This window comes from Marivirga lumbricoides (assembly GCF_014636295.1).
GTDB classification, from domain to species: Bacteria; Bacteroidota; Bacteroidia; order Cytophagales; family Cyclobacteriaceae; genus Marivirga; species Marivirga lumbricoides.
In genome coordinates, this window is sequence record NZ_BMEC01000002.1 from 30,102 (window position 1) to 55,627 (window position 25,526).

A 25,526-nucleotide genomic window follows, 5' to 3' on the forward strand; every position below is an offset into this window, starting at 1 on the left:
TATTTTCTCGTTTTATTACCTGACTTCTGCAATTGTGAGCTAATTTTCTGTTTTATAGCACTTTATTGCTTATAAGCCATAAGATTAAATAATTAATTTAGAAAGATTATAAATAAATATTTCCAAAATCATTAATGGAATCTTAATAAAATCCTGCTTTACTCTTGTAAAATAGCAAAACAGACTCTTTTAATAATAAATTAGTTTAATCAGAGCCTTTACTAACTCATATTTTTATGATGTTATAAGTAAAAAAGATAATTATCTGATTTTTAGCAAACTACAATATTGTATTGTTTTTCACAACCTTTTATTACATTTATAGTAGTTCAATAATTTAGAAATAAATACTATGGCAAAAAGGGAGTATCTATTCTGAAATTAGATAGGAAATTAATAGCTAATTAAATTGAAATACTATTAAAAGTTAAAAATGCTATTAATTCGTAAACTTCCTTAAAACGATGATCATTAGAATCATTACCACCAGTACAAGAATCATTACAATAATAAAAAAACACTGAAAATAAAACCAGGAAAGGAAGAAGACAATACATCATTATTGGCGGAGGTAGTCATGAGAGTGTTGCCTACTTGTGGAGTATTATTTGTTCTCCGCAGACTTAATTTCTGATTCTGTTTTTAATATAAGCTAGTATACTTTTAATTTCATCTTCAGAGAAGAAATCAAAGCTCGTCATCACTGTTTTCCCATATTGATTAAACAGATTAACAATCTATTGATCTCCACTTCGAAATTATTGCATGAGAATCACAAATAAAATTGACTAACTAAGGAATAGCCCTCCTATCTGTTACATTTACCAACGCAGGTCCAATCACTTGTTCACGAATTGCATGGCAGATGGTACAGTTGTTTCAGAAAACTTCCTCACCTTGGGAAATCTTTTCTTCACTGTCAGGTAGTTGTTCTGATAACTGAGCATACTAAAGTGGAAAAGAAAATAACTAGTAGAAGTGAAAGTAGAGGGAATTTCCTTATAAGACTGAAGGTAAACGCCATGATAGTCAATCAATTAAGTTCTATAATTACATAACCTCTCACACACTGTCCGTCTTTAGCAGGTTCTATAAAGAAGTATAAATAACTTAATCTTCAGGTTAAAAAAAAACTGCTCCATTTTTTGGTAGAAGCAGTTTTTGAATTTCCTTAAAACAGCGCCAATTTAATCAATAAAGCTCGGGAAAGGTTACAGGATTGAATTCATGCATCATATCATATACACGTTCAAAAATCTCTTCGATGTTCGGTTTGGAAAAATAGTCACCATCAGAGCCATATGCTGGCCTATGGGCTTTGGCCGAGATGGTTATCGGTGTTGTATCCAAATATCTGAATGCCTCTTGTTTTTCCACTACCTGCTGAAGCATGAAAGCAGAAGCTCCTCCGGGTACATCTTCATCAGCAAAAACCACTCTGTTAGTTTTCTTGACAGATTCAACAATTTGATGCCCCAAATCGAATGGCAGTAATGTTTGCACATCAATAATTTCACATGAAATACCATGTTCTTCTAACTGTTCAGCTGCATCCATCACAACCCTGCACATTGAACCATAAGTAACTATAGTCACATCGTTACCTTCTCTGATAGTTTCCGGCTGACCTAAAGGAACCGTAAATTCACCAATGTTTTTAGGCATAGACTCTTTCAGCCTGTAGCCATTAAGACACTCTATAATAATTGCAGGATCATCAGACTTAAGCATTGTGTTATAAAAACCAGCTGCCTGCGTCATATTTCTCGGTACCAATATGTGAATTCCTCTGATGCTGTTGAGGATCATTCCCATAGGAGAACCCGAATGCCAAACACCTTCCAATCTATGGCCTCTGGTTCTGATGATCAGTGGTGCTTTTTGTCCTCCTTTAGTTCTGTATTGTAAGCTTGCCAGGTCATCAGATAAAATTTGAATCCCATAAAGCAGATAGTCCAGGTACTGAATTTCAGCAATCGGCCGCAGACCACGCAGTGCTGCTCCTATCCCCTGCCCTAAAATGGTACATTCTCTAATACCGGTATCCATTACCCTGTTTTCACCAAATTTTTCCTGAAGCCCTGCAAAAGCCTGGTTTACATCTCCTATTTTACCAACATCCTCTCCAAAAGCAAAAACCAGAGGATCGCGATTCAAAGCAGCTTCAAAGCAAGCTTGTAAAACCTCTCTGCCATCAACCTTTTTTGCATCAGCATCATACTCAACAGGAATTGCTTCTACGGAGATTGCCGCATTTTCAGATTGACTATATAAATGTGAGCTAAAACGGTCAGTATTTTCCTCCAAAACAGCTTTTAGCCAATTCGCCAGCTTTTTCTTTGCATCAGATTGGCTATCTTTCACTAACCTCAACGCTTTTTTTACTGCCTTGATAGCATCGAGCCTCAACGGATTCATTACGGCTTTAAGATCCTGAATAATTTGATCAATTGTTTCTCCGTTATCAGATTGCTCTTTTAAACCTGTCAGTAGATGTAAAGCTTCCTTTTGCTCTGATTTTATATCACCAATAAATGCTTTCCAGGCAGCTTCTTTGGCCTCTTTAGCTGTCTTTTTTGCGGCTTCTTCTATTTCTTCTATTTCTGTTTCAGTGGCGTGTTTATTCTCAATGATATACTCTCTGAATTTCACCAGGCAGTCATGTGCAGCCTCCCACTCCAACCTTTCTTTTGATTTGTAGCGTTCATGAGACCCACTGGTTGAATGGCCTTGAGGTTGTGTGAGTTCAGTTACATGCACTAAAGTAGGGACATGCTCCTCCCTCGAAATTTGAGCAGCCTTCTGATAAGTATCTATGAGCGCTTCATAGTCCCAACCATTTACCACTAAAATTTCATAACCATTTTTATCTTTAGTTCTTTGAAAACCTGCCAAAGCCTCTGATATACTTGCTTTAGTAGTATGAAATTCCTGAGGAACTGAAATCCCGTAGTGATCATCCCAAACGGAAATTAACATTGGAACCTGTAATACCCCCCCGGCATTAATTGTTTCGTAGAACATGCCCTCGCTTGTAGAAGCATTTCCTATAGTTCCAAAAGCCACTTCGTTTCCATTGATAGAGTATTTCTCAAACTCTTCCTGCTGCAGTTCTTTATTCTCGCGGAACAATTTAGAAGCAAATGCTAAACCAAGAAGTCTTGGCATTTGAGCTGCTGTAGGGGATATATCAGAAGAACTGTTTTTGGATTTTGTAAGATCTGTATACTGACCTGCCTCATCCAGCATTCTGGTGGCAAAGTGCCCGTTCATGAGCCTTCCCGCTGATGCAGGTTCTGCATTAACATCGGTGTGGGCATACAACTGGGCAAAATATTCCTGAATACTTAGCTGGCCTATGGCAAACATAAAAGTTTGATCGCGGTAATATCCTGATCTGAAATCTCCATTTTTGAAGGCCCTTGCCATAGCAAGCTGTGCCAGTTCTTTTCCGTCACCGAAAATACCAAACTTAGCTTTTCCCATAAATACTTCTTTTCTTCCCATTAAGCTGGCTTGTCTGCTTTCGCAGGCTAGCTGGTAGTCTTTAAGAATTTCTGCAGTATTTAATTGGTAAGTATTATTTTTTGATTTATTCGATTTTGCCATCTGAAAAGCCTTTTATTGAAAAAATACAATATCCCTATTAAACAAGGTGTACAAAAATAACCAAAATGGCGGGGGTTTCAAACCCCTGCATTCAAACCAGAATATTTTGGAATTTTTGGAAATGGGTAAAAACAAAAAATACCGATTCATCATTTTGCTAATATATTGTTTCGCCAAATATTTAATCAGCACAAAAGCACAAAATAAAATATTAAATTGATTAGAAAAATCTCATTTTCAGAGAGTTAAAAAATTACAGCTTATACTGATTTAATTCTCTTTACTTATTTATATTTGCCGCAATTAAAAAATTTTTAAATCGTACAGTTATGATCATTGGCGTACCTAAGGAAATAAAGAATAATGAAAACCGTGTAGCACTTACACCTGCAGGCACACAAGAATTTGTAAAAAATGGACATACCGTTTATGTTCAAAGTACAGCTGGAGAAGGTAGTGGCTTTTTGGATGAAGAATATATTGCATCCGGGGCTCAAATTTTACCTGATATAGAAAGCACGTATGCCAAAGCTGAAATGATAATGAAGGTGAAAGAGCCTATTGAACCTGAGTATAATTTGATAAGGGAAAACCAGCTATTATTCACTTATTTTCACTTTGCTTCTTATGAACCTTTAACGCATGCAATGATCAAAAACAAATCAATTTGCCTTGCATATGAAACGGTTGAACGACCTGACAGAAGTTTACCTTTGCTGGTTCCTATGTCAGAAGTAGCTGGAAGAATGTCAATTCAGGAAGGTGCTAAGTATTTGGAAAAACCATTGAAAGGAAGAGGTATATTACTAGGTGGTGTACCAGGAGTAAGACCAGCTAAAGTATTAATACTAGGTGCGGGAGTGGTTGGTACCAATGCTGCTAAAATGGCTGCAGGAATGGGTGCTGACGTAACTATTATGGATGTGAACCTTCAGAGGTTACGTTATTTGGATGATGTAATGCCTGCTAATGTCAATACTTTTATGTCGAACGAATACAATATTCGTGAGATGATTAAAGTATGTGACCTGATTGTTGGAGCGGTATTAATACCTGGCGCTAAGGCTCCTCACTTAATTACCAGAGATATGTTGAAAGAAATGAGACCGGGAACGGTTTTAGTTGATGTAGCAGTTGATCAGGGTGGATGTATTGAAACATGTAAACCAACTACTCACCAGGACCCTACTTATATTATTGATGATGTTGTTCACTATTGCGTTGCTAACATGCCTGGGGCAGTACCTTACACTTCTACATTGGCATTAACCAATGCTACTTTACCTTATGCTATGCAGTTAGCTAACAAAGGTTGGGTAAAAGCATGTCAGGATAATCGTGATTTAGCACTTGGCTTAAATATTATAAAAGGTGACGTTGTGTATGATGCTGTTGCAGATGCTTTCGGCTTACCTCACGTTCCTTTTGAAAAGTACTTAGGAGAAAACTAAGAATCCATACTGATATTTTATGATAAAAGAGTCGGGAAAATCCGACTCTTTTTTTTTTATCGTAATTGTAAATTGATCAGGTTATAGCAAGCATTCCAAGATGCCTCTGCGATATTTTTTATCTATATTTGAAAATCAACAATTAAAAACTAACAGTTATGTTCAAAGATTTAGATCCGGAACTTCTGGATAAAATTCAATTGTATGCTATAGAATTTGGAATAGCACTCATTAAAGTAGTACTTATTCTTATTATAGGTAGGCTTGTGATCCGCTACCTGATGAAAGCTGTTCACAAAGTTTTTGTAAAATCTAAGATAGAACCTTCACTGGAGCATTTTCTCAATAATTTTATAAGGTTTGTTTTATACATTTCTCTTATACTGATCATTGCCCAAACCCTTGATATAAAAATAGCTGCATTACTAGGGGTGCTAGGTGCTGCCGGTTTAGCTATTGGTTTGGCGCTGCAAGGAAGTTTATCAAATTTCGCTGGTGGTATATTGATATTAACCTTTAAGCCTTTCAAAGTTGATTCTATTATAAATGCTCAAGGCTTTGTAGGAGTGGTCGAGAAAATAGATATTTTACACACACACGTGAGGACGTTTGACAATCAATTAGTCATTATGCCTAATGGCTCATTGGCAAACTCCAACATAACTAACATGAATGCCAAGGAAACCAGAAGAGTGGATATGGCTGTGGGAGTAGCCTATGGAAGTGATATAGCAAAGGTGAGACAGGTAATTTTAGATACTTTGAAGAAAGATGAACGTATTAAAGAAGACCCTGCACCTGTAGTTAGATTCTCAAATTTTGGAGACAGCTCACTTGATTTAAGTGTAAGATGCTGGAGCAATACTGATGATTTATGGCCAGTGTATTGGGAAAACATGGAAGCACTTAATAATGCGTTTAATGCCAATGACATTGAGGTACCATTTCCTCAAAGAGATATTCATATGAGAACAAACTAAATCCAATAAATAAAATTTCAAAAGCTCTGAACTTACTTCAGGGCTTTTTTTTACCCCTATTCAAAAGTTGTTTATCAAAATTTATAACCTATCAGGATCCCTAACCTGAGATTAAACCTGGTTCCTGAGGACATATTATTCGCCTTTCCGTTAGTAAAAAAGAATTTATCGGGTTCAGGATCCTTAGGTACATCTGAAACATCAAAAATATGCCGTACCCCTAAACCGCCAGTAAGCGTAATTACAAGAGGATCAAAATCAAACTCTTTACCTAATTTCAGATAGAGAGAGGGTAAGAACCTATTGATCTCGCTGTCAAAATACCTGTAGTATTCACAATCCCCGAATTCATTTCTACATTCATACCCCACAATTCGCTCAGAGTTAAAATTAACATAGTAGAAAGCAGACTCAATCTCAAAGAAGGTTCAGGAATTAGAAGGGTACTGGCTTCCCTCTTCTATGTAAAAACGATATTGGAGGAACAATTTAAGCCCATTTACATTCTTAAACCAGTTACTCTCATTTTCTTCATAGAAGCTGTTGATATCATAAATATAGCCCAAATGAAAACCTAATCCTCTATTATTAATACTTTTAAGCATCCCTACATCCACAGAATTATATCTTTCAAAAAAACTGGAGATTGAGAACTGTGCAAGATAATAACTGTCATCACTGTCATCAACTTCATCATCCTGGCCAAAAGCAATTTTATGAAGTAGTAAAGCAGAGATGAGCAAAATAAAAAACTTACTCTTCATTGGCTTGCAAACTTAGGATTTTACTTAATTGCTTCATTTCATAAGGGTTGGAGAAGTCGTACTGAAAAATACCTTTTTTGCCTGTAATAATCAGTTCTTTCCTGCCATAATTGGCAATAACATCGTAGCTGGGAATACTATCGTAATAGGCAATTTCTACAGGATTGTTTTTTTGCTTAATATTAAAAACCTTAAAACCATAATCTCCTTCACAAACAAATAAAAGCGTATCACTTACTGCTAGCCCATGAGGATTTTGCATTCCAAGGGTATTTAATAAACGTGGATTCCGCAGATCACTTACATCTATCACTTCCATTCTGTCAAAACCCGACTGACAAGAGGTACCGCTTCTCAGTGTAACATAAGCGTAATTCCCGGACACAACAACAGGGTCGCAGGCATAAGAATGCTCAAAATTAGAAAGGAATACAGGAACCGGGCTATTTTCAACAGAGTAAATAAACATACCCCATTGTGTACCGATAAAAAGATAATTCTCATAAGGAAATATAGTCTCCACACCAGAGCCTATTTCTGTTGTACCTACCAATTCAGGATTATCAGGATTGCTGATATCAAAGGTCTTGAGGGAAACATCATCAACAATATATAAATACCCTTTCAAAAAAGTGAATCGGGCCAATGAGCCACCTTTCCCCTCACCTGAACCAATATCATTTTCCGATTCGCAGCTGAAGAAAAAAAGTATTGCCAGCATAGCCAACAGCAGCAGGGTAAGTACCCTTAAACTTTTCATAGAATTCATTTTTAATGTCATTTAAAAGGGCTTTTAACGATAACACTCAGGCTTTTTCAAAATAGCGGCTTCCCAACCAACTACAATTCCTTTGGAAGGATCAGGACATTCAAAATAAGTACCCTCTACCATAGGATACTGAGCAGCAAAAGGAAAAACACCTTTTACTCTGGACATTAATTTTACATTTTCAGGATTACTAATGTCTATTGCCAGTAAGTCTTTCCCCTGGTCTGCATAGAGTATATTATTTCTGATAGCCACGTCATTACTTCCTGCAATTTGAATGAAACCTATGTTTCGAGGATTCTCAGGATCAGTGTTATTAAAAACATGAACTCCTCTTAATTGATCTACTACTAAAAGATACTCGTTGATGACATAAATCTTTCCGGGGCTTTCAATTTGCTGCGCATTAAGATTTTTTACTTCTACTTCACTTTCAGTTGCATAAATGGGCCTCATACCTTCAATTTCTTCCACATCAAAATCAGGAACCGGTTCCCAAAATTCGCAAGAAATTAAAGGAAGCAATAGCAGCAAAAGCAGGGCTGGCTTAAACTTTAAAGAGGGCATAGTTTGTTTCATATATTGGGCAGTTCATATAAATGGTTCAAGATGAATAAATTATTGCACTTAAGACACATATAATTACTTTCAGGTTGTAAAGTTTTTTCTGATTTCCTAAAATAAAACCAGAATCTACTAAACTGTGAAAAACCAATGCATTAAAAATAATTATATTAGCAAAATATTTACCAACTCCTCGCTTAGTTTTGTAATTAATGGGACTCCGTAAACTTCTGCTAAATATTTTACTCCTTTTACTATTGCAATATACTGTACTGCAAAAGGTATTTGCCAGGCAGCAGGAGTCAGCTGAAAACACACAGGAAGTAGACAATTTAAACCAGCTATTTAAATCAACCAGAACACAAGCACCTATTGAAGCATTTGAATATGCTAAAAAAGCTTTATCACTCTCAAAAAAGTTGAAATATACTGAAGGAGAAGCCACAGCATTAAATAACCTGGGAGTATATCATAAACAAAAAGGTGATTATGATACTTCACTTCAATATTATAAAAATGCACTCAACTTGTATGACTCCCTCGATAACAAATATGGATCAGCCAAAGCACTCAGCAATATTGGAAATATCTATTCAATGAATAGAGACTTTGAAAATGCACTCGATTATTATCTTAAGGCACAAGAAATATTTAAAGTTTTAAACGACACAGCCCATCTTACACGACTCATTAATAATATTGGAAATGTTTACCTTGACATAGGGCAGGAAAAGGAAGCTTTTACATATTACAAGAAGGTATTAAGTATATTTAACAACAGCCAAGAGCCGCAAGAGTTATTTGATCCTTACAGCAATATTGGTAAAATATACTTCAACAATGAGTTATATGATAGTGCACTTTTTTACTTTAATAAATCATTAGCATATGAAATTGGCACTGGAAACAAGTTTGGAATAGCAGGAACGCTTGTAAGAATTTCGCGCGTTCAGAATGCTCAAGGTAATTATGGTGCAGCCTTAAATTCAGGGGAAGAAGCAGTAACAATTGCCAGTTCTGTAGATTCTCAACCTATTTTAATGGATGCTTATAGTACATTGGCTGAAGTATACCTTCATCTCAACGATATAAGAAGTTCTTATTTGTACATGAACCAGTATCACTCTATAAAAGATAGCCTCTTTAATGAGAAGACCAGAAAATCTATAGCAGAGCTTGAAAAAAGCATCGATTTAGAGCAGAAAGAAAAGGAGATTGCTCTACTTAAAAAAGAAGCTGAAATCAACCAACTTCAATATCAAAACAGCCAGTTGTTAAATTTTGGTACTGCTATTCTCTCTATTCTGCTGTTACTATTAGCCATTGTGGTTTATTTAAAATTTAGAGAAAGCAAAAAGGCTAAAGCTCTATTGGAGCAACAACATGAACAGATTTTACTAAGTAAAAGGGCAATAGAACTTCAGAAAATTAAATTAGAAAGTTGGAATCAGAACATAACCGACTCTATTGAATATGCTAAAAATATTCAGGAAGGGATCATGAACCATCATAATTTTGAAAGCAACCTTTCGGATTCCTTTATATTTTACAAACCAAAAGATATTGTAAGCGGGGATTTTTATTGGTACAGTCAATTAAATAATATTGACATGCTGGTGTTAGTGGATTGCACAGGCCATGGCGTGGCTGGTGCTTTTATGACGGTTATCGCAAATGCAGTATTGAACCAGATAGTTAATGAACAAAAAATGACGGATCCGGCCACTATTCTGAAAATGATGGATTGTAAGGTAATGGAGACTTTGAAGCAAAAGGAAATTTCCATGAGAAACCATAGCATGGATATGTCCATCTGCAAAATTGACAAAAAAGAAGGTGTTTTAACCTACGCAGGTGCTAAAAGGCCTTTATACATTATTTCCGAGGGTGAAATAGAAGTAATTAAAGGAAATAAATATACCATTGGTGAATATTATGAATCTCCACATAAAGAATTCACTAACAAAGAAATAAGTATTCACCCAAAACTAAAAATTTACTTAAGTTCCGATGGATTTGCGGATCAATTTGGCCATTCTGTTGAGAAAAAATATATGACCTCACGCTTTAAAAATCTATTGAAAGCAATTTCAGAGAAAAACATGAAGCAACAAGGAATTAGCTTAGGGCTGGAAATGCAAAGATGGCAGGGGGAAATGGAGCAAACTGATGACATGCTAGTGATTGGCGTAAGCTTTGAGAAATTTGAAGAAAACTTTTAACTATCAGTAAAACTCCCAATTAAACTATGACTATTTCTTCTTCTAGCGAAACCTTAAATTAAATCTAAAATAATGACTCTTTAACTATTTTTGATCTGGCAATAGCCAATCCTTGACCTACATTGCTAGAGCTTACCAGTTGTACGGGTTGCCCACCATAAATAGAGCCTTTATATATACCTCCATCATTTAATTGATTGTGCCAGTATAAGTCATCTCCGTCCACCAAAACATTGTAAGCATTGCTTACATTGTCTTCACCATCATATACAATTTCAAGCTTTTTTCTTCCATCGGGACTGCCTTTTAATATCCTGTCGGAAAATGCTGCTCCGGGCAAAGCATTATCAGTGATAAACAGTTCATCAGTTACCTCACTTATAGCCACGCCAAAAGGCCTTAAAAATCCGCTCCCACCAGCATAAAGCAATTCAGGATTCCCTCTGTCGGAAAGGTTTACACGCCAAATCTCGTTATCAAGGAACTCTACCCAATAAAGATACCCCGCTGATAAGGCAATGCCCCATGGGCCGGAAAGCCCATCAGTTGATGTAAAAAGTGTATCAACCTGGCCACTACCATCTGCAGGAGCACTTAAGATGAGGTCATCATAGGGTTGTGTCCAGTAAAGCAACTGTGTCTCGAAATCCAATGTTAATTCTACCGGACCATGAGAATTGTAAGGTGCAGCGTAAAGAAGCTCTGGATTGCCTCCTCCATCCCATGGGCCACGCAATATTTGCCTGGTAGAAAAATCTGTCCAATAAATCAGTTGATTAGTAGCATCAGCTATAATGGCTGACGGCCCCTCCAGGCCTTTCACCATATTGTAGAGTGTATCGATGTGAAGGTATTGCCCTTCCTCGTATACGGCTCTCATAATTTTCATATCTCCCAGGCTGGTCCAGAAAACATACGTTTGTTCTGTAAAATTTGGCATAGGTTCCTCCTCAGTACCACAGCCTATCAAGAAAAAAAACAATAAACTACAAGCAATATGCTTTGAAAGTAAGTATTTTCTTTTTTTCATACTTATTTGTATTGGGTAAATAGTGATTAAAAATAAGGGTAAAAACCTAGCATATATACTTTTTTCAGAAATTCTTTACTACCCGGCCCACGTGGGCAGTAAGGACAGAAGCACTGAGTGGTAGGGCGTGGTAAGGCTATGAATTACCGAACTATGGAATATCGTTCATGAAAAAAAAATAACAAACTTTCCCAAAATTATCAGGAAACGGTTTGTAAACATTGAGAAAGCTGTACTGTATTGCTTAGGCTACCTCAAAAATAACTCCTGAAACACCTGTTCTTATAGTTTTACCTTTGTAGGCAGTATTTCTTATTTTTATGCGGTAATTGCTGCCCCAGTCATACACGCTTTCTATTCAGGGCTACGGTCATCCGCTTTAATGTATTGTAGCTATACATCCATACCACGGTTAAGTAACTGCTGCTTTAAAGTGGAGATTACGTTTAGGCTGTGCCGGCTGCTATCGAAGCGATCATCCTCTGTAATAAACACACACCCTCTGCTAAAGCGGATGCTCACGTATTCATCTGCATAACCTTCTCCTTCACTGATCCAATTGGCAATTTGTGCCGAATAAGCATCTATTACAGCATTGGATTCAGTAGGCTTTAAAATAGAGCCGGGGCCTGTAACAGCTTTGATCAAATCCTCCCGTCCCGGGTATGCATAGTAACTTCTTGGGGAACACCTACAAAGTCATCTGGTATATCTTGTGTTATTTTGTTTTCGCTTAGGGTATATTGTAATGGCATAGTATCAAATTTTTATATAATAAATGTAAAATGTTAGAAAGGTGTTGATTGATTTAATATTAAAAGAAATCAGGCAGGTTTTATACCTGCCTGGTTTAATTGAGAGGGAGGCAAGCCTCCCAAAAATTATATTATTTATGCTTAGGCTTTGGCTTATTCTACCACGCCAATTTCAAGGTCGAAGAATATAGCGCCAGAAAATCCGTCAAAAAGTACTTCAACTGCACTACCATCTAAACTTGCACGAACCAGCGCGGAAGGCGCCACTGCACCTGATGTACTTTCTTTAACATTTAGCCAGTAAATAAAGCCATTTTCCAAATCTATTTCCATATCACTAGGTGAGTTCACGAAGTCACCAGCCCCTACCAATACTGCTAAACTACCAGAACCATCCAAATTACCTACATAGATAGTGCTTTCAAGTGCTTCATTAACTCCATTGTCTGATATATAAATTTTTTGGTTGACAGGATCTAATGCGATACCGGTTGGTTGGATCAATTCATCGCTTCCGTACAGCTCAACAGGGTCAGTATCTCCTGTTACACTTCCCACCATTACCCTAGGGTTTGTACCCGTTTCAGTCCAGTAGATTTGATTATCAGCCAGTAATAATTTTGGTGTATAAGGTTGCGGTCCCTCGTATAAAAATGTTTCAAAGCTTAAGGTATAATCAAAACGATACAATGTATCAGCCTCACCAGTACCATCCATATCTCCTTTGATGATGAAAGTCTGCTCCGCAGCTCCATCAATACTGAAAAAATATACTTTACCGGCAGTTGGGTCAATAGCTATATCTGTGGACTGTTTTGATTCATACAAAAGCTCAACAGTACCATCTCCCTCTATAGAAGCTCTGCTCACTCCGTTAGTTGAAGTAAAATAAATCATACCACCCACAAAATCAACATCAATACCTGAAGGGCTACCTAAACCTTCATTGCTCTCGTCATAAAGAGTAGTTATATCCACCCCTGTTTCGGTAATATTACCACGAAGAATTCCTTCCAGAGAAGTCCAATAAGCGGTTTTAACGTCAACAGGTAATGGGTTTACTGTAAATGAAAGCGTGCTGGTAGCAGCAGTACCCTCACGGCTTACACTCACCTGTACTTCACCTTCTGCAAGGCTTTCAGGTACTTTTGTAGTAATGCTAGTATTGGTTACAGCCGTTACTGTAGCTTCTGTCTCCCCAAACAATACTTCAAGATCCTCCACTGCGTCTCCGAAATTTTCCCCGCTAATGGTTACTGTTACACCCGGCAAGCCATTGGTAGGGTCAATACTGCTCAATACAGGTGCTCCCAAAGAAGTGTCCAGCGTGAAATCCGCTTCGGAAACAGCTTCTTCCTCTCCTGTACGCACGGTAATAGGGCCATCAAGTACATCAGACGGTACGCGTGCAGAAATGCTTGTAGTGCTGCCTGCGATCACTACTGCCTGTGCCAAGCCAGGAGTAGTATTTGTTTGGCTTCCTGTAAAAAAGACTGTGTTTTGGCTAAAATCAGCATTAAAGCCTGTACCTGTTATCACTACAGTATCTCCCACGCGGGCAGTTTTAGGCGTAAAGTCTGTAATGGAGAGTTCTGTGCCTGGTCCTTCAGGATCAGTATTGTCGTCTTCTTTACAGGCAGTAAAAGCAATGGCAAGGCCGGTAAACAGGCCAATAATGGTAAATAGTTGTTTGTACTTGAACGGTTTCATATTTATATTTATTTAAAAGTGAATATTTAATGAATTATTAGTTATTAGGAATTAGTCCTTTTTAATTAGTATAAGTTTTGACATAAGTATTTTTTAAAGGTTTTGATTTGATTTAATGGCCAGCTAAGTGCACTAGGTATGGGATTGTTTAGGTAAAAGCCGACAGCAGAACTGCCGGCCTTATCCAAATAAACAACACTTAATCAACCAGTTTTCGGGATTGCTTACTTAAAAGCGTGCCCAGCTTGCTATGTTCCAATCCGTACCTTCAGTAGCCTCGCTGCTTGCTCCAAATGCTCCGCGGAAATCCACGGAAGTATCAAAGAAACCGGCCGTTAAAAGGCTATTAGAGAAATCAGAAGATTTTTCAGTATGTGGAACAAAATCAGGCGCAGTTAAAGACCATGCAGCAACTTTTAAACCTGTAAGTTGTGGTAATGTACCAGTAGTTGTCTGTCCAACACCACTATTATTCGCATTGCCTATTTCATTATTATAACCAGAAGTTAAATAAGTAGCAGGCGCAACGTTGGAGAATGAAGCAGTATATGACCCGTAAGTTGGGAAAACAATAGTAGTACCTTCCACTTGCACTGCACTACCGAAGTCAGCAGTAGTTTCCAATTCTAATTGATAAACAGGAAAACCAACAATAATAGAGTTGAATAAATCCAATTCTGATCCATCTCTGATCAAAGCACCAGATCTGTAAGCTGAATTAACAGCAGCTGTAGAACCTGGTTTGATTGGACCTATTACAGTGAAGTTACTGAAAGTAGCATTGGTAAAGCTTCCCGAAGCATCATCGCTGTCACCGTTAGACTCAAAACCATTGGTTGGCAAAGAAGAGAAGTTGTTAGGATCTCTTAATACAATACCAAACTGTATTTTACCGCTATAGCCCTGGTCAGTATCAAAATCATCATCCGTATTACGAGAAGCTATTAAATAGCTGGCATTTACTGTACCACCAAAAAATTCGAACCCATCGTCAGCTCCAAAAGAAACCTGTACGTGATCGATAGTAGTACCTGAACCTACTCCACCAAGGGTTAAGCCATTGGTCTCGTCTCCATCCACTAATACGTTTCCGGCATATTCAATACGTACATATTGTAAGGTACCGGAATTATCTCCATTAATAGTACCGCCATAACCGTTGTCTCCTCCGGTAGCTTCAGGAATACCTTCTATTTCACCTTCACCACCAGGTAAGTTTACAAAAGCTCTTCCTAATATCACTACTCCACCCCAATCGCCAATGGCAGGATTTTCTTGTTCGGAAGTAAATACAATTGGGTTTCCGGCTGTACCAGCTGCTTCAATTTTACCACCACGCTCAATAATTAAAGTGCCCGGAGGTATACCTGTTGCAGGGTCACCACTTAATGTACCTGTTCTTCCTAAAATAGTGGTACCAGCCTCAATGGTTAAAGTAACTCCACTTGGTACACGAACGAACTGGTTCAATATATAGCATGTATCACTATCCAATGTTCTGTTAGTCAGGAAAGTATTTCCATCGGCATCAGGAGAAGCTCCTAATACAACCTGAGGGTTTCCTGAAACAAATCTTTCAAACTGTACATCTCCGTTTGATGGGTTATCTACCATTAATTGGTCATCTTCACATGCCGTAGTAAATAGTAGCACAGTTGCTATTAATAAAAAGAAATTTAAATTTAACGTTTTCATAATATTCATTATTTTTGTGTTTATGTTTATACTGTTCCCACTTGATTATGGTCGGTGGGACAACCAGCTCCGCTTCCACCTGCCTCTCTATTGGTGGCGCGGAGCTTTTTTTCAGGTTACTGTTTCATAAGCACTTCTTTATATAGGTTTCACATTTGTAATTGGTACTGGTTAATTAACTATTGGGTGTTTATTGGTAATTTGTAATTGGGTTGTTAGTAATTGTCTAATGTCTAGTATCTATTGTCTTTTGGTCATTGCTTTTAAAATTCCATTGTTAATCCTACTGAATAATAGGCCCCGGTACGGTAGCTCCTTGTTTTATAATCATAGCCATAGCGCACACCATCATTATCACCATCCTTGAAATATTTAAAGCGCACTTCCTGAATTTTACCTTCATCAAATTGTCCATCCAGGTTCGTATCGCGATACTGGGTAATGCTTGCATCGGTCAGGTTTTGTACGCCCAGCTTAAGGGAGAGCCAGTTGTTTAAGCGTTGGTTCCATACCAGGTCCAGCGTAGTGCGGCCCAGTTCATAAATAGGTGCTAAGCGTGGTGCACTTGTGGCTACCAATTTTTGCCCAATTGAGTTTACCAGTACAGAAAAAGTGGTACCCCATTCCGGCTGGTTAAAATAAAGGTTAGCATTCAACACATAGGGTACAGCTCCCACAAAAGGGCGGAAACGAGCTCCTTCAGGTACAAATGTGCGGGCATTTTCCTCATTTTCAACTTCAAAAAACTCTACCCTGTTTTGCATTAGGGCATAATTGGCAATTACAGAAAAGTACTGAAGCGGGCGCCATGGAATAAAGCTAAGATTTTTGCGAACTTCCACTTCCAATCCTTTAATAGTGGCACCAGGGGAATTAATAAAATCAAAACGTCTATAACCAGATTGGGCAGATATATTTGTTACATCTATAGATTCAATAACATTTTCCATATCCTTATAAAAAGCACCGAGAGCAATAAATTCCCCCTCTTTAGGGTAATACTCCCAGCGCAGGTCATAGTTCTGTATGGTAGCATCTAGTAAGCTTGCATCTCCTGCCCTTATAATATTATTCTCAAAGTCATAATAATCATATGGTGTAGTTTCCCTGTAAGCAGGGCGGTCGATGGTTTTTCCATAAGAAGTAGTGATTTTCATTTTATCGGAAAAAGACCAGTTAATACTTGCAGAAGGAAGCCAGTACGCAAAAGTAGGGCCGGTAATGGTATCTCCAATTGGTGCATAGCCACCACCTGTCAGTGGCTTATTGTAATCATATCCTCCTGAAGTAAAAAGCTTATTGTCATACTGATCAAACAACTGGCGGGTATAGCTTTCGTAACGAATGCCTGCATTAAGCTGCAGTCTATCATTCAGTATTTTCCATTCAGCCCCGGTATACCCAGCATAATATCCATTCTCTACACTAAAAAGGCCTTCTGTTACATCCCTAAATAAATAATATCCTTCTGAACCATCTGCAGTAAGTACCAGTGAATCGGACAGTAGCGTACTAAGGTTGTACCAAGGGGTGGGGGTTTGTCCGAAAGAATAGCTAGTAGCAGAAGTAGTATGATCTAATCCATAATACCAGGATTCAAATGTGCGATCAGTAGTTTGGTACATCCCCCCGGCTTTTAATTTAAGGTTGGGAATGGGTCTTACACTATAGTCAATGCCTGTGGTATATCCTTTTTCATCAGTAAAGAAGGAGCCTCTTCTTAGTACTCTGTCTGCATTGCCCCTTATTTGATATATTCCCGTAGTACGTGAAGAATCTATTGCATTAAAACGATGGCTTTGTATATCCGGTGCCTGCTTAGAGCTAAAATTGTAACCACCTCGCCAGTCGACCTGATGAATGCCGAGTGTATGCGTGCCGCTTAATTGCGCACTTAGCAAATCCTGTACGCTGTACTCATAGTTAACGACTCTGTCTGTTAAAAAACTGTTATTACTACTAAAAACTTTTTCATCCCTTATATTGGTTTCATCATCTACCGAGCGGTTATAAAAAGCTGTAAAGCCTATACTATGGTTGTCATTCAAATTAAGGTTCAGGCTCTGCAGCACACTAATGCGTACATTTTTTGCATACAGGCTATCTGTAGCCTGTATGCTTGGTACTTCCTCCAGAGCCTGTTCTGCTGTAGCTTGTGGCACAATATCCCCATTGGTTTCACCTGTTATAAAGCGGGTTTGTCCTGTGTACCCAATAGAAGTAAGGTTATTAATGCGTGTTTGACCTCCAAGCTTCCAGGAGTCGTAGTAATTGAGCCGGGCCCGTAGATCCGGGCTTATGTTTTTAGATAATGGTTGCAAATCATAAGGTTTGGGGAAATTCAATGTTACCTCACTTAATGCCGCAGGGGAAAATTGCCTGTCAGGAAATTTATAAGTTGGAGTATATAAGTTATCAGCATATTTACGGTCTTCCAGGCCCAGGCCCAGCCAATCACCCTGGCTGGCACCACTGTTGGTATAACCACTGTTAAAGGTGGTGCCTTCCCTATATTGGCCACTTATACTCAATTGTAACCTTCTTGCTACGTTAGGTTGTTTGGTAGATATTTTCACTATTCCTCCTGCAAAACCTGCAGGCAGTTCAGGGCTAGGGCTTTTATAAACCATTATATTGTCAATCAGTCCTGAAGGCAATAAGTTAAATGAAAAGGCACGCTGGTCCTCTTCCGTACTGGGTGCCAGCATGCCATTAATATAGGTCATGGTATAGCGTTGGGAAAGTCCCCGGATCAACACAAAATTATTGAGAATGGTAATGCCGGGTACCCGTTTTACCACATCTGCTGCATCGCGGTCCAAACTCCGGGAAATTTGCTGGTTGGAAATACCCGTTACCACCCCAATATCTGCCTTCATACTGGAAAGCAAAGAGATTTCAGTGGAATTACGGATGGGGGCGTATTGCACAGGTATATCTGCTTTTACTACCACTTCGCTAAGTTCCGTAGTGCTGGTGCCCAGTGGCACATTCACTACAGTTTCATTTCCTTCAATTACTTTTATTCCCTCAACCTGCTGTGTGGCATAGCCCACAAAAGAGACAATTAAAGTATAAGTGCCTTCAGGCAGGTTCTCTATTTCAAAAAGACCATTTACATTGGTAACAGTACCTTTGGTAGTTCCCTCAATTCGGATAGAGGCTCCGGGCAGTACCTCATTTTCGTCCTTTTGGTCATATACTTTGCCCTTAATGGTACCCGTTCCTTTTTGTTTTTCCTTTTTAATGATCACTCTGTCGTTCATCACTTTGTAGGTGAGATCGTATGGGGACAATAGCTCATTGAGTAAGCTCCCTAAGGCTCGCCCGGAGTAAGACAATGATTCGAATTTGATACCCCTGATATCGTTCTGACTATAAATAAATTTGGTAGAGGAAGCTTCTTCCAATTGCCTTAATACCTCTTCCATGCTACATGACTGGCAGGAAATATTAACTTTGGTATCCAGTATGCCAAAAGACAAACTATTGTTTAAAGAGGTAACTGCATTACTACCATAAGCCTGGTAGTTCCCGGCAAAAATCAGAGCCAGGATTAAACCTATTATAAAACTATATTTAAAAAGTAAGTGTAAGTGCATATTGTTATTGATGATGATTAGTATTTAATAATTCATGTGTTTCTGTAGCCCTCATTTCTCTGTCTTCTTTATCCGGCATGAGTAAATAAAAGAGAAGGGCAAAAGAGAAGATTAAGAAAACTTCAACCCACCCAAAGGTTATAGTAATTGATTTTCTTCTTTTTGAATCTCGTAGAGCAGTCATTTTGTTATTGATGGTTTATTTAATTTGTTTAAGTAAAGGCTTTTGGTTTAGGGTAAACTACAGCCCGGCCCGCTAATAATTTTAATATTCTCTTTTCCAAGGTATTGTACTTCAAAAGGGTGTACCTCCTGCATAATTTTAAATATGCTGCTGAGGGAAAGGCCTGTAAAATCCCCCGAGAAGGTGCATGATTTCATTTTCATGTCAGCCAATTCTATATTTACACCAAATCGGTTTTCGAGGTACCATGCTATTTCCTCTATATTGCTACTGTCAAACCGCAGGTTTCCATTGCGCCAACGGAGGTAGTTATCCACATTGGCACTATCTAAAATGTGTTGGTTATGTTTAGCCATCAACCTGTCTTTTGGCAGGAGGGTGGCCAGTATGCTATTGGAATCACTTACCTGAACTTTTCCGGTGCGCACAAGTACTTCATAAATCTCGAATTCCGTGAGTGCCTTAATATTAAATGATGTACCCAGAACAGTAGTTTTCATGCTACCCGATTGCACAACAAAAGGCTTATCAGGATTTCTTTCTACTTCAAAATAAGCTTCTCCTTTTAAAAACAGGTTACGTTGACCTCCCAGAAAAAAACGGTTATAGGTTAGAGTAGAACCTGAACGCAACCATGTTTTTGAGCCATCCGGCAAGCTCACTATTTGCATTTTCCCTTCAGGAACATAAATGGTTTTATTGGTGGCGGTAATTAATTCCTTATAAAGTGAGGAACGATTGGAGATAAGTAATATGGAAGCCACTAAAAGTAAGCTAATGGCTGCGGCTCCGCGTAATGGAATTTTCCTATAAAATTCACGGGGTGTTACTGCTTCCTTCTCTTTAATTCTGTTAAGAATGTTGGCATACATCTTTTGCCCCTTTTTATTGCCTTGAAATCTTAAATTTATTAGGTGGGCATCGTCTTCTTTCGTATCAAAGCTTTCATACCATTCTTCCAGCTCTTCTTTTTCATCTGTACTGAGTGCATTTGCTTCATAAAGCGTAAGCAAATACTTTAATCTTTCTTTATCCATAATAATAGTCTTCAATAAGGTAGTTACTTAAGAGCCACCTTACCCTAGCCATTATTGGTTATGTAATTATTAAGTGTTATTCTCGCTTCTTAATGATTAATTAATAAGAAATAATTTGCTTACAAGCTTTTTTAATAGAGGCTTCCGTAGAAAAAAGTGAAGCTCATTATAGTATTGAGATGAATTATATTGAATGATAAAAAGAAGCAATACTACCACCAAAAAAGCAATAGAAAAGAGTAAAGAAGGTAATCGGGACAATTAGCCCTTAGATATTTAAGAGAGATATGGATATGGTATTGTACTGTTTTTTCAGATATATTGAGTTTTTCTGCAATCTCTTTATTTGAAAGGAATTTCTTCCTGCTCAACTCAAAAATGTCCCTTGATCTGGAAGGCAGTTTTTGAGTGAGTAAGTCAATTTTTTCAAGCAGGTCACGCTGTATAATACCTTGCTCAGTATCACTATTGAATTCCAAAGTCCCTTCCGAGGATGCCTCGTAATGAGCTGATTGCTTATATTTTTCACGGTAAAAGTGTAATATTCTATTTTTTATGTTTCCAAAAAGGTAAGCCTTTAAAGATTTTTCTATTGCTAAAAAAGCCCTCTTTTCCCAAAGTTGTACAAATAATTCCTGAACTAACTCTTCTGCATGATCCTCATCACCTAGTCTTTTGTAAGCATGAAAATAAAGCTCTTTCCAATAAAGGTTATATATTATTTCAAAGGCTTCTTTATCACCATTTTGAAATTGAGACAGCAATATTTTCATTTCCCCATCAGACATAACTTTGTAGAAATTACTTTATAAGTATAAATATTTCAAAGTTATTTAATTTCTCTGCCTAATTCTATAATGAAAGGGTTACTAAAATATTAATTCTACTGATAAGATTTAAGTTAATAGTTATTCTTTAGATACTTTTATCAATTAAAAAGGTCGGAAAATTCTCCGGCCTTTATTAAAACTCTGTATTAATACTCACTCCACTTAAGTTTTCCTCTGGACACTCCCATTAGATTACACAAGCGATAGAGTAGTCTGGCTCCCACATTTCCGTTCCAGTCATTTTCTCCTGGCGCTACCTCATTTAAGTCGAAACCTATTATTTTTTTTCCGTTTTTAACCAACTTGGTTAACAGATAAGTAGCTTCCGAAAAGCTTAGTCCTCCCGGAACAGGTGTCCCGGTATTTGGGCAAAGTTCAGGACGTAAGCCATCTATATCAAAAGATACAAACACATGCTCCGGCAACTCCTTAATTATTCTGTCACAGATAATGGTCCATGATTCACCTTCAAACATTCCGTTTTTGATGTCTTCATCAAAGAATACCACTACTCTGTCGTTGGATTTTTTTACAAAATGCACTTCTTCCTCACAGTAATCACGAATCCCTACCTGTACAAGACTATTTACCTGGGGTAATTTTAATGCATTATACATAATGGAAGCATGAGAGTATTCAAAATTCTCATATGCTTTTCTCAAATCCATGTGTGCATCAATCTGAAGAATACCGAAAGATTCATACTTTTCAGCCATAGCCTGCATGGCTCCTAACGGAGTACTGTGGTCACCACCAACAAGGGCTATTAATTTATCCTGATTAAGTTGCTGAAGAGTTTGCTGTTTCACAGAATCAATCATCTCTTCGCAGGCTCTATTTATTTTCTTTAATAAATCCTTTGCCTCCGCAGTATCCTGAGTACCACTTTCTAAATGATCCAGGTATTCTTCTGCTAAACTTCTATGTGTATCGCTAATCCCACGTAACTTAGAATCAATGGGCAGCATATGTACTCCCATTTTCCAGGCCTCTTCTATATCTTTCTGATACAAATCAACCTGAGTGGAAGCATCCATAATGTGCTGAGGCCCGTTTGCGGTTCCTGCCTCATACGATACTGTAACCTCCCATGGAATGGGTAATAAAATAAGATCTGCTGTTTTTTCATCAAAAGGCAATCCAAAAATGGTTCCACTTACTCCGAGACCATTTGGGTCAAACTCTTCGATTAATTTCTTTTTGCTTTCTGTCATAAATCAATAAATATCTTCCGGACTTATATATTCAATAAAGTCACAATTTTTTTCTGAAACCTCAGACCATGAGGTAAAAGGAATCTGAATATGCACCATACCTGCAGTTCCCACATGCCCAATTTCGGCTCCTGTAATATATTCAGATAAATAAGTAATTGAAGGGTTATGGCCTACAATAATGGCTGAACGCAATTCTGCAGGAATCTCACTAATTACCCTAAGTAAAATGCGCACAGAAGCTTCGTAGATTTCCTCTGAAGATTCAATATGGTCTAAATCGATCCCTAGTTGCTCATTAATCCTGTTTACGGTATCTGTGGTCCTCACTGAGCTACTATGAAGGATAATATCCGGATAAAACTCTTTTGATTTTAAATACAAACCAATTTTTGATGCATCCTGATAACCCTTTGATGTAAGCTGTCGTTGAAAATCTTTTGTACTGCCAGACTGGGGTTCTGCCTGCCCATGTCGGACTAAATAAAGCTCTTTAACCATTTGTTCATTTACCTGTTTAAAGTAAAATTAGGATTAATACTTAAACTATTTAAAAAAAAGAGGAAAAACCTAAATTCTTTTTTTCTAACTTTTTTTGTAGATATTTGAAACTCTTTAGCATTAAATAAAATTAATTATGTCGAAAAATCTAGTCATTGTAGAGTCTCCCGCAAAAGCAAAAACGATTGAAGGATACCTTGGAAAGGATTATAAAGTACTTTCCAGTTACGGTCATGTTCGGGATTTGCAAAAAGGAAATAATGCTATAGATGTTAAAAACGGGTTTGCACCTACCTATGAAATTTCGAAGGATAAAAAAGATCTGGTTAAATTACTCACTAAAGAATCTAAACTGGCAGAGATGATTTACCTGGCAACGGATGATGACCGCGAAGGTGAAGCCATCTCCTGGCATTTAAAAGAAGCTTTAAAATTAGATGAAAGCAGGATCAAAAGGATAGTTTTTAGAGAAATTACCAAATCTGCCATCCAAAACGCACTCAATTCCCCTAGAGGAATAGATAACGACTTAGTAAATGCCCAACAAGCCAGAAGAATACTAGATAGGCTGGTAGGATTTGAACTCTCCCCCATCCTTTGGAAAAAAATTAAAACCGGACTTTCTGCAGGGAGAGTGCAATCGGTAGCAGTGAGAATAGTTGTTGAAAGAGAGCGGGAAATTGAAAAATTTAAAGCTCAATCTTTTTTTAAGATTCAAGCTATATTTCAGGTTGAAGGCGGAAAAACTCTAAAGGCAGAATTACCGGGAAGGTTTTCTACTGAAAATGAAGCCAGAGAGTTTCTTGAAAAATGTGTGGATGCAGATTTTACTATCGGAAAGCTAGAAAAAAAACCTGCTAAAAAGACTCCCGCACCCCCTTTCACCACCTCCACTTTGCAACAGGAAGCATCCAGAAAGTTGGGATTTTCTGTATCACAAACAATGTCATTAGCACAAAGGCTATACGAAGCAGGTAAAATCTCTTACATGAGAACAGATTCTCTTAACCTCTCTGATGATGCTGTAAAAAGTGCTACTGCAGAGATCTCATCAGAATTTGGAGATGAATTTGTGCAAACAAGAAAGTTTAAAACAAAATCAGCCGGAGCACAGGAGGCACACGAAGCCATTAGACCTACGAATTTCAGTAATAAAGAAGCAGGTTCTGATTATAATGAAAAGCGTTTGTACGAGCTGATCTGGAAAAGAGCAATTGCCTCTCAAATGGCTGATGCACAGATAGAAAAAACAAATGTTAGTATAGATATCTCCACCACAAAAGAAACCTTAAGCGCAAGTGGTGAGGTTATAAAGTTTGAAGGTTTCCTGAAGGTTTATATTGAGTCGGTTGATGAAGATGACGAGCAGGAATCAGAAGCTAAAGGAATGTTGCCTCCATTAACGCTGGGACAGGCATTACAGCTGAACAAAATGACTTCAAGAGAGGGATTTACACGTCCTCCTGCAAGATACAACGAAGCTACTCTGGTAAAAAAACTGGAAGAGTTAGGCATCGGAAGACCATCAACCTACGCCCCTACTATTTCTACCGTACAAAAAAGAGGATATGTAATAAAAGAGTTCAGAGAAGGGAAGGAAAGAAAATATGTGGAGTTAGTTTTAGAAAACAAAAAAATTGATAAAACTGAAAATACTGAAGTTACCGGAACAGAGAAGAATAAACTCTACCCTAGCAACCTGGCTATGGTAGTGAATGATTTTCTGGTGGAACATTTTCCGAATGTAACCGACTATAATTTCACAGCCAATGTAGAAAAAGAATTTGATGAGATAGCAAAAGGGCTGAAGGAATGGAACAAAATGATTGACCAGTTTTATGGGAACTTCCACGCAAAGGTGGATGAAGCAGAAAGCCTTGAGAGAAGAGATGTAAACACCGGTAGAGAATTAGGCATAGACCCGAAAACAGGCAAAAAAGTAATTGTAAGACTTGGGAAATTCGGACCCTTGGTGCAGTTAGGAGAAACCCCTGAAGAAGGCGATGAAGGAGCCGAAAAGCCACAATTTGCCAGCCTGAGAAAAGGTCAGTTTATAGAAAGCATTACATTGGAAGATGCGCTGGAGCTATTTAAGCTTCCTAGAGATATAGCCGATTATGAAGATAAGAAAATGGTAGCTGCCATTGGCAGATTTGGACCTTACATTAGGCACGACAGCAAATTTTATTCAATCCCTAAGGAAGATGATCCTTTAGAAATTAATGCGGAAAGAGCGATTGAAATTATTGAAGCAAAAAGAAAAGCTGACAGGGAAAAATTCATTAAAGGATTTGATGAAGACCCTGAAATGCAAATATTAAACGGGAGATGGGGGCCTTACATAAAAGCAGGGAAAAAGAATGTTAAAATCCCTAAAGACAAGGAACCGGAAGACCTGACCTATGCTGAATGCGTAGAACTTGCTGAAAAAACTCCTGAAAAAGGACGAAGAGGTGGTGCAGCGAAAACTGCAACAAAAACAGCGGCTAAAACTAAAACAACTGCAAAGAGCACAAAAAAAGCCCCTGCTAAGAAAAAAACCACTCCCAAAAAGAAGTAAATAAAAAGGGGAAGTGTTTCCCCAATAAATCCTTAAATAGCCTTGATTT

18 protein-coding genes are annotated in these 25,526 nt (G+C 37.9%); 4 read left to right on the plus strand and 14 right to left on the minus strand.

Annotated features, from left to right (window positions below):
* Positions 1-1,191: 1,191 nt before the first annotated feature.
* A complete protein-coding gene (locus IEV85_RS02845; protein ID WP_188460292.1) occupies positions 1,192-3,609 on the minus strand; it encodes an alpha-ketoacid dehydrogenase subunit alpha/beta in 2,418 nt (805 codons plus the stop codon).
* Positions 3,610-3,938: 329 nt separating this feature from the next.
* Between IEV85_RS02845 and ald the strand changes: the two genes are divergently transcribed.
* Together ald and IEV85_RS02855 are read left to right on the plus strand one after the other, a co-directional pair.
* Positions 3,939-5,060: an alanine dehydrogenase gene (gene ald / locus IEV85_RS02850; protein ID WP_188460293.1), complete on the plus strand. Its 1,122-nt coding sequence runs from the start codon at positions 3,939-3,941 to the stop codon at positions 5,058-5,060.
* A gap of 158 nt (positions 5,061-5,218) precedes the next feature.
* A complete protein-coding gene (locus IEV85_RS02855) occupies positions 5,219-6,040 on the plus strand; it encodes a mechanosensitive ion channel family protein (protein ID WP_188460294.1) in 822 nt (273 codons plus the stop codon).
* Between the two features lie 74 nt (positions 6,041-6,114).
* On the opposite strand, the gene IEV85_RS02860 is transcribed toward IEV85_RS02855, so the two are convergent.
* The 4 genes from IEV85_RS02860 to IEV85_RS02875 are packed head-to-tail and all read right to left on the minus strand — an operon-like array spanning position 6,115 to position 8,152.
* A complete protein-coding gene (locus tag IEV85_RS02860; protein ID WP_188460295.1) occupies positions 6,115-6,411 on the minus strand; it encodes a hypothetical protein in 297 nt (98 codons plus the stop codon).
* Positions 6,412-6,468: 57 nt separating this feature from the next.
* Positions 6,469-6,804: a hypothetical protein gene (locus IEV85_RS02865; protein ID WP_188460296.1), complete on the minus strand. Its 336-nt coding sequence runs from the start codon at positions 6,802-6,804 to the stop codon at positions 6,469-6,471.
* Entirely contained in the window at positions 6,794-7,564 is a 771-nt protein-coding gene (locus IEV85_RS02870) for an LVIVD repeat-containing protein (protein WP_188460297.1), read from the minus strand. Before IEV85_RS02870 ends, IEV85_RS02865 begins: the two co-directional genes overlap by 11 nt.
* 33 nt (positions 7,565-7,597) lie before the next feature.
* The gene (locus IEV85_RS02875) at positions 7,598-8,152 is read right to left on the minus strand and encodes an LVIVD repeat-containing protein (protein ID WP_188460298.1); all 555 of its coding nucleotides are present in this window, start codon (positions 8,150-8,152) and stop codon (positions 7,598-7,600) included.
* A gap of 197 nt (positions 8,153-8,349) precedes the next feature.
* Here IEV85_RS02875 and IEV85_RS02880 point away from each other — a divergent pair, with 197 nt between their 5' ends.
* Positions 8,350-10,359, plus strand: a complete 2,010-nt coding sequence (locus IEV85_RS02880) for a tetratricopeptide repeat protein (protein WP_188460299.1) — start codon at positions 8,350-8,352, stop codon at positions 10,357-10,359.
* Positions 10,360-10,423: 64 nt separating this feature from the next.
* Here the strand turns inward: IEV85_RS02880 and IEV85_RS02885 are convergent, their stop codons facing one another.
* From IEV85_RS02885 to IEV85_RS02925, 9 genes are all read right to left on the minus strand, one after another.
* Positions 10,424-11,389, minus strand: a complete 966-nt coding sequence (locus IEV85_RS02885; RefSeq protein ID WP_188460300.1) for an SMP-30/gluconolactonase/LRE family protein — start codon at positions 11,387-11,389, stop codon at positions 10,424-10,426.
* Positions 11,390-11,782: 393 nt separating this feature from the next.
* The gene (locus tag IEV85_RS02890; RefSeq protein WP_188460301.1) at positions 11,783-12,037 is read right to left on the minus strand and encodes a hypothetical protein; all 255 of its coding nucleotides are present in this window, start codon (positions 12,035-12,037) and stop codon (positions 11,783-11,785) included.
* 260 nt (positions 12,038-12,297) lie between these two features.
* Positions 12,298-13,854, minus strand: a complete 1,557-nt coding sequence (locus IEV85_RS02895; protein ID WP_188460302.1) for an IPT/TIG domain-containing protein — start codon at positions 13,852-13,854, stop codon at positions 12,298-12,300.
* 228 nt (positions 13,855-14,082) lie between these two features.
* Entirely contained in the window at positions 14,083-15,549 is a 1,467-nt protein-coding gene (locus tag IEV85_RS02900; RefSeq protein ID WP_188460303.1) for a hypothetical protein, read from the minus strand.
* A gap of 263 nt (positions 15,550-15,812) precedes the next feature.
* Positions 15,813-19,151: a TonB-dependent receptor gene (locus IEV85_RS02905; RefSeq protein ID WP_188460304.1), complete on the minus strand. Its 3,339-nt coding sequence runs from the start codon at positions 19,149-19,151 to the stop codon at positions 15,813-15,815.
* A 231-nt stretch (positions 19,152-19,382) separates the two neighbouring features.
* A complete protein-coding gene (locus IEV85_RS02910) occupies positions 19,383-20,372 on the minus strand; it encodes a FecR family protein (RefSeq protein WP_188460305.1) in 990 nt (329 codons plus the stop codon).
* Positions 20,373-20,584: 212 nt separating this feature from the next.
* Positions 20,585-21,160, minus strand: coding sequence for an RNA polymerase sigma-70 factor (locus IEV85_RS02915; RefSeq protein WP_188460306.1), 576 nt, complete (start codon positions 21,158-21,160; stop codon positions 20,585-20,587).
* Positions 21,161-21,348: 188 nt separating this feature from the next.
* Complete coding sequence (locus tag IEV85_RS02920; RefSeq protein WP_188460307.1) at positions 21,349-22,416, minus strand: agmatinase family protein; 1,068 nt, start codon at positions 22,414-22,416, stop codon at positions 21,349-21,351.
* Between the two features lie 3 nt (positions 22,417-22,419).
* Positions 22,420-22,917: a SixA phosphatase family protein gene (locus tag IEV85_RS02925; RefSeq protein ID WP_188460308.1), complete on the minus strand. Its 498-nt coding sequence runs from the start codon at positions 22,915-22,917 to the stop codon at positions 22,420-22,422.
* A 136-nt stretch (positions 22,918-23,053) separates the two neighbouring features.
* On the opposite strand from IEV85_RS02925, the gene topA reads away from it, so the two are divergent.
* Entirely contained in the window at positions 23,054-25,477 is a 2,424-nt protein-coding gene (gene topA / locus IEV85_RS02930; protein ID WP_188460309.1) for a type I DNA topoisomerase, read from the plus strand.
* Positions 25,478-25,526 lie beyond the last annotated feature (49 nt).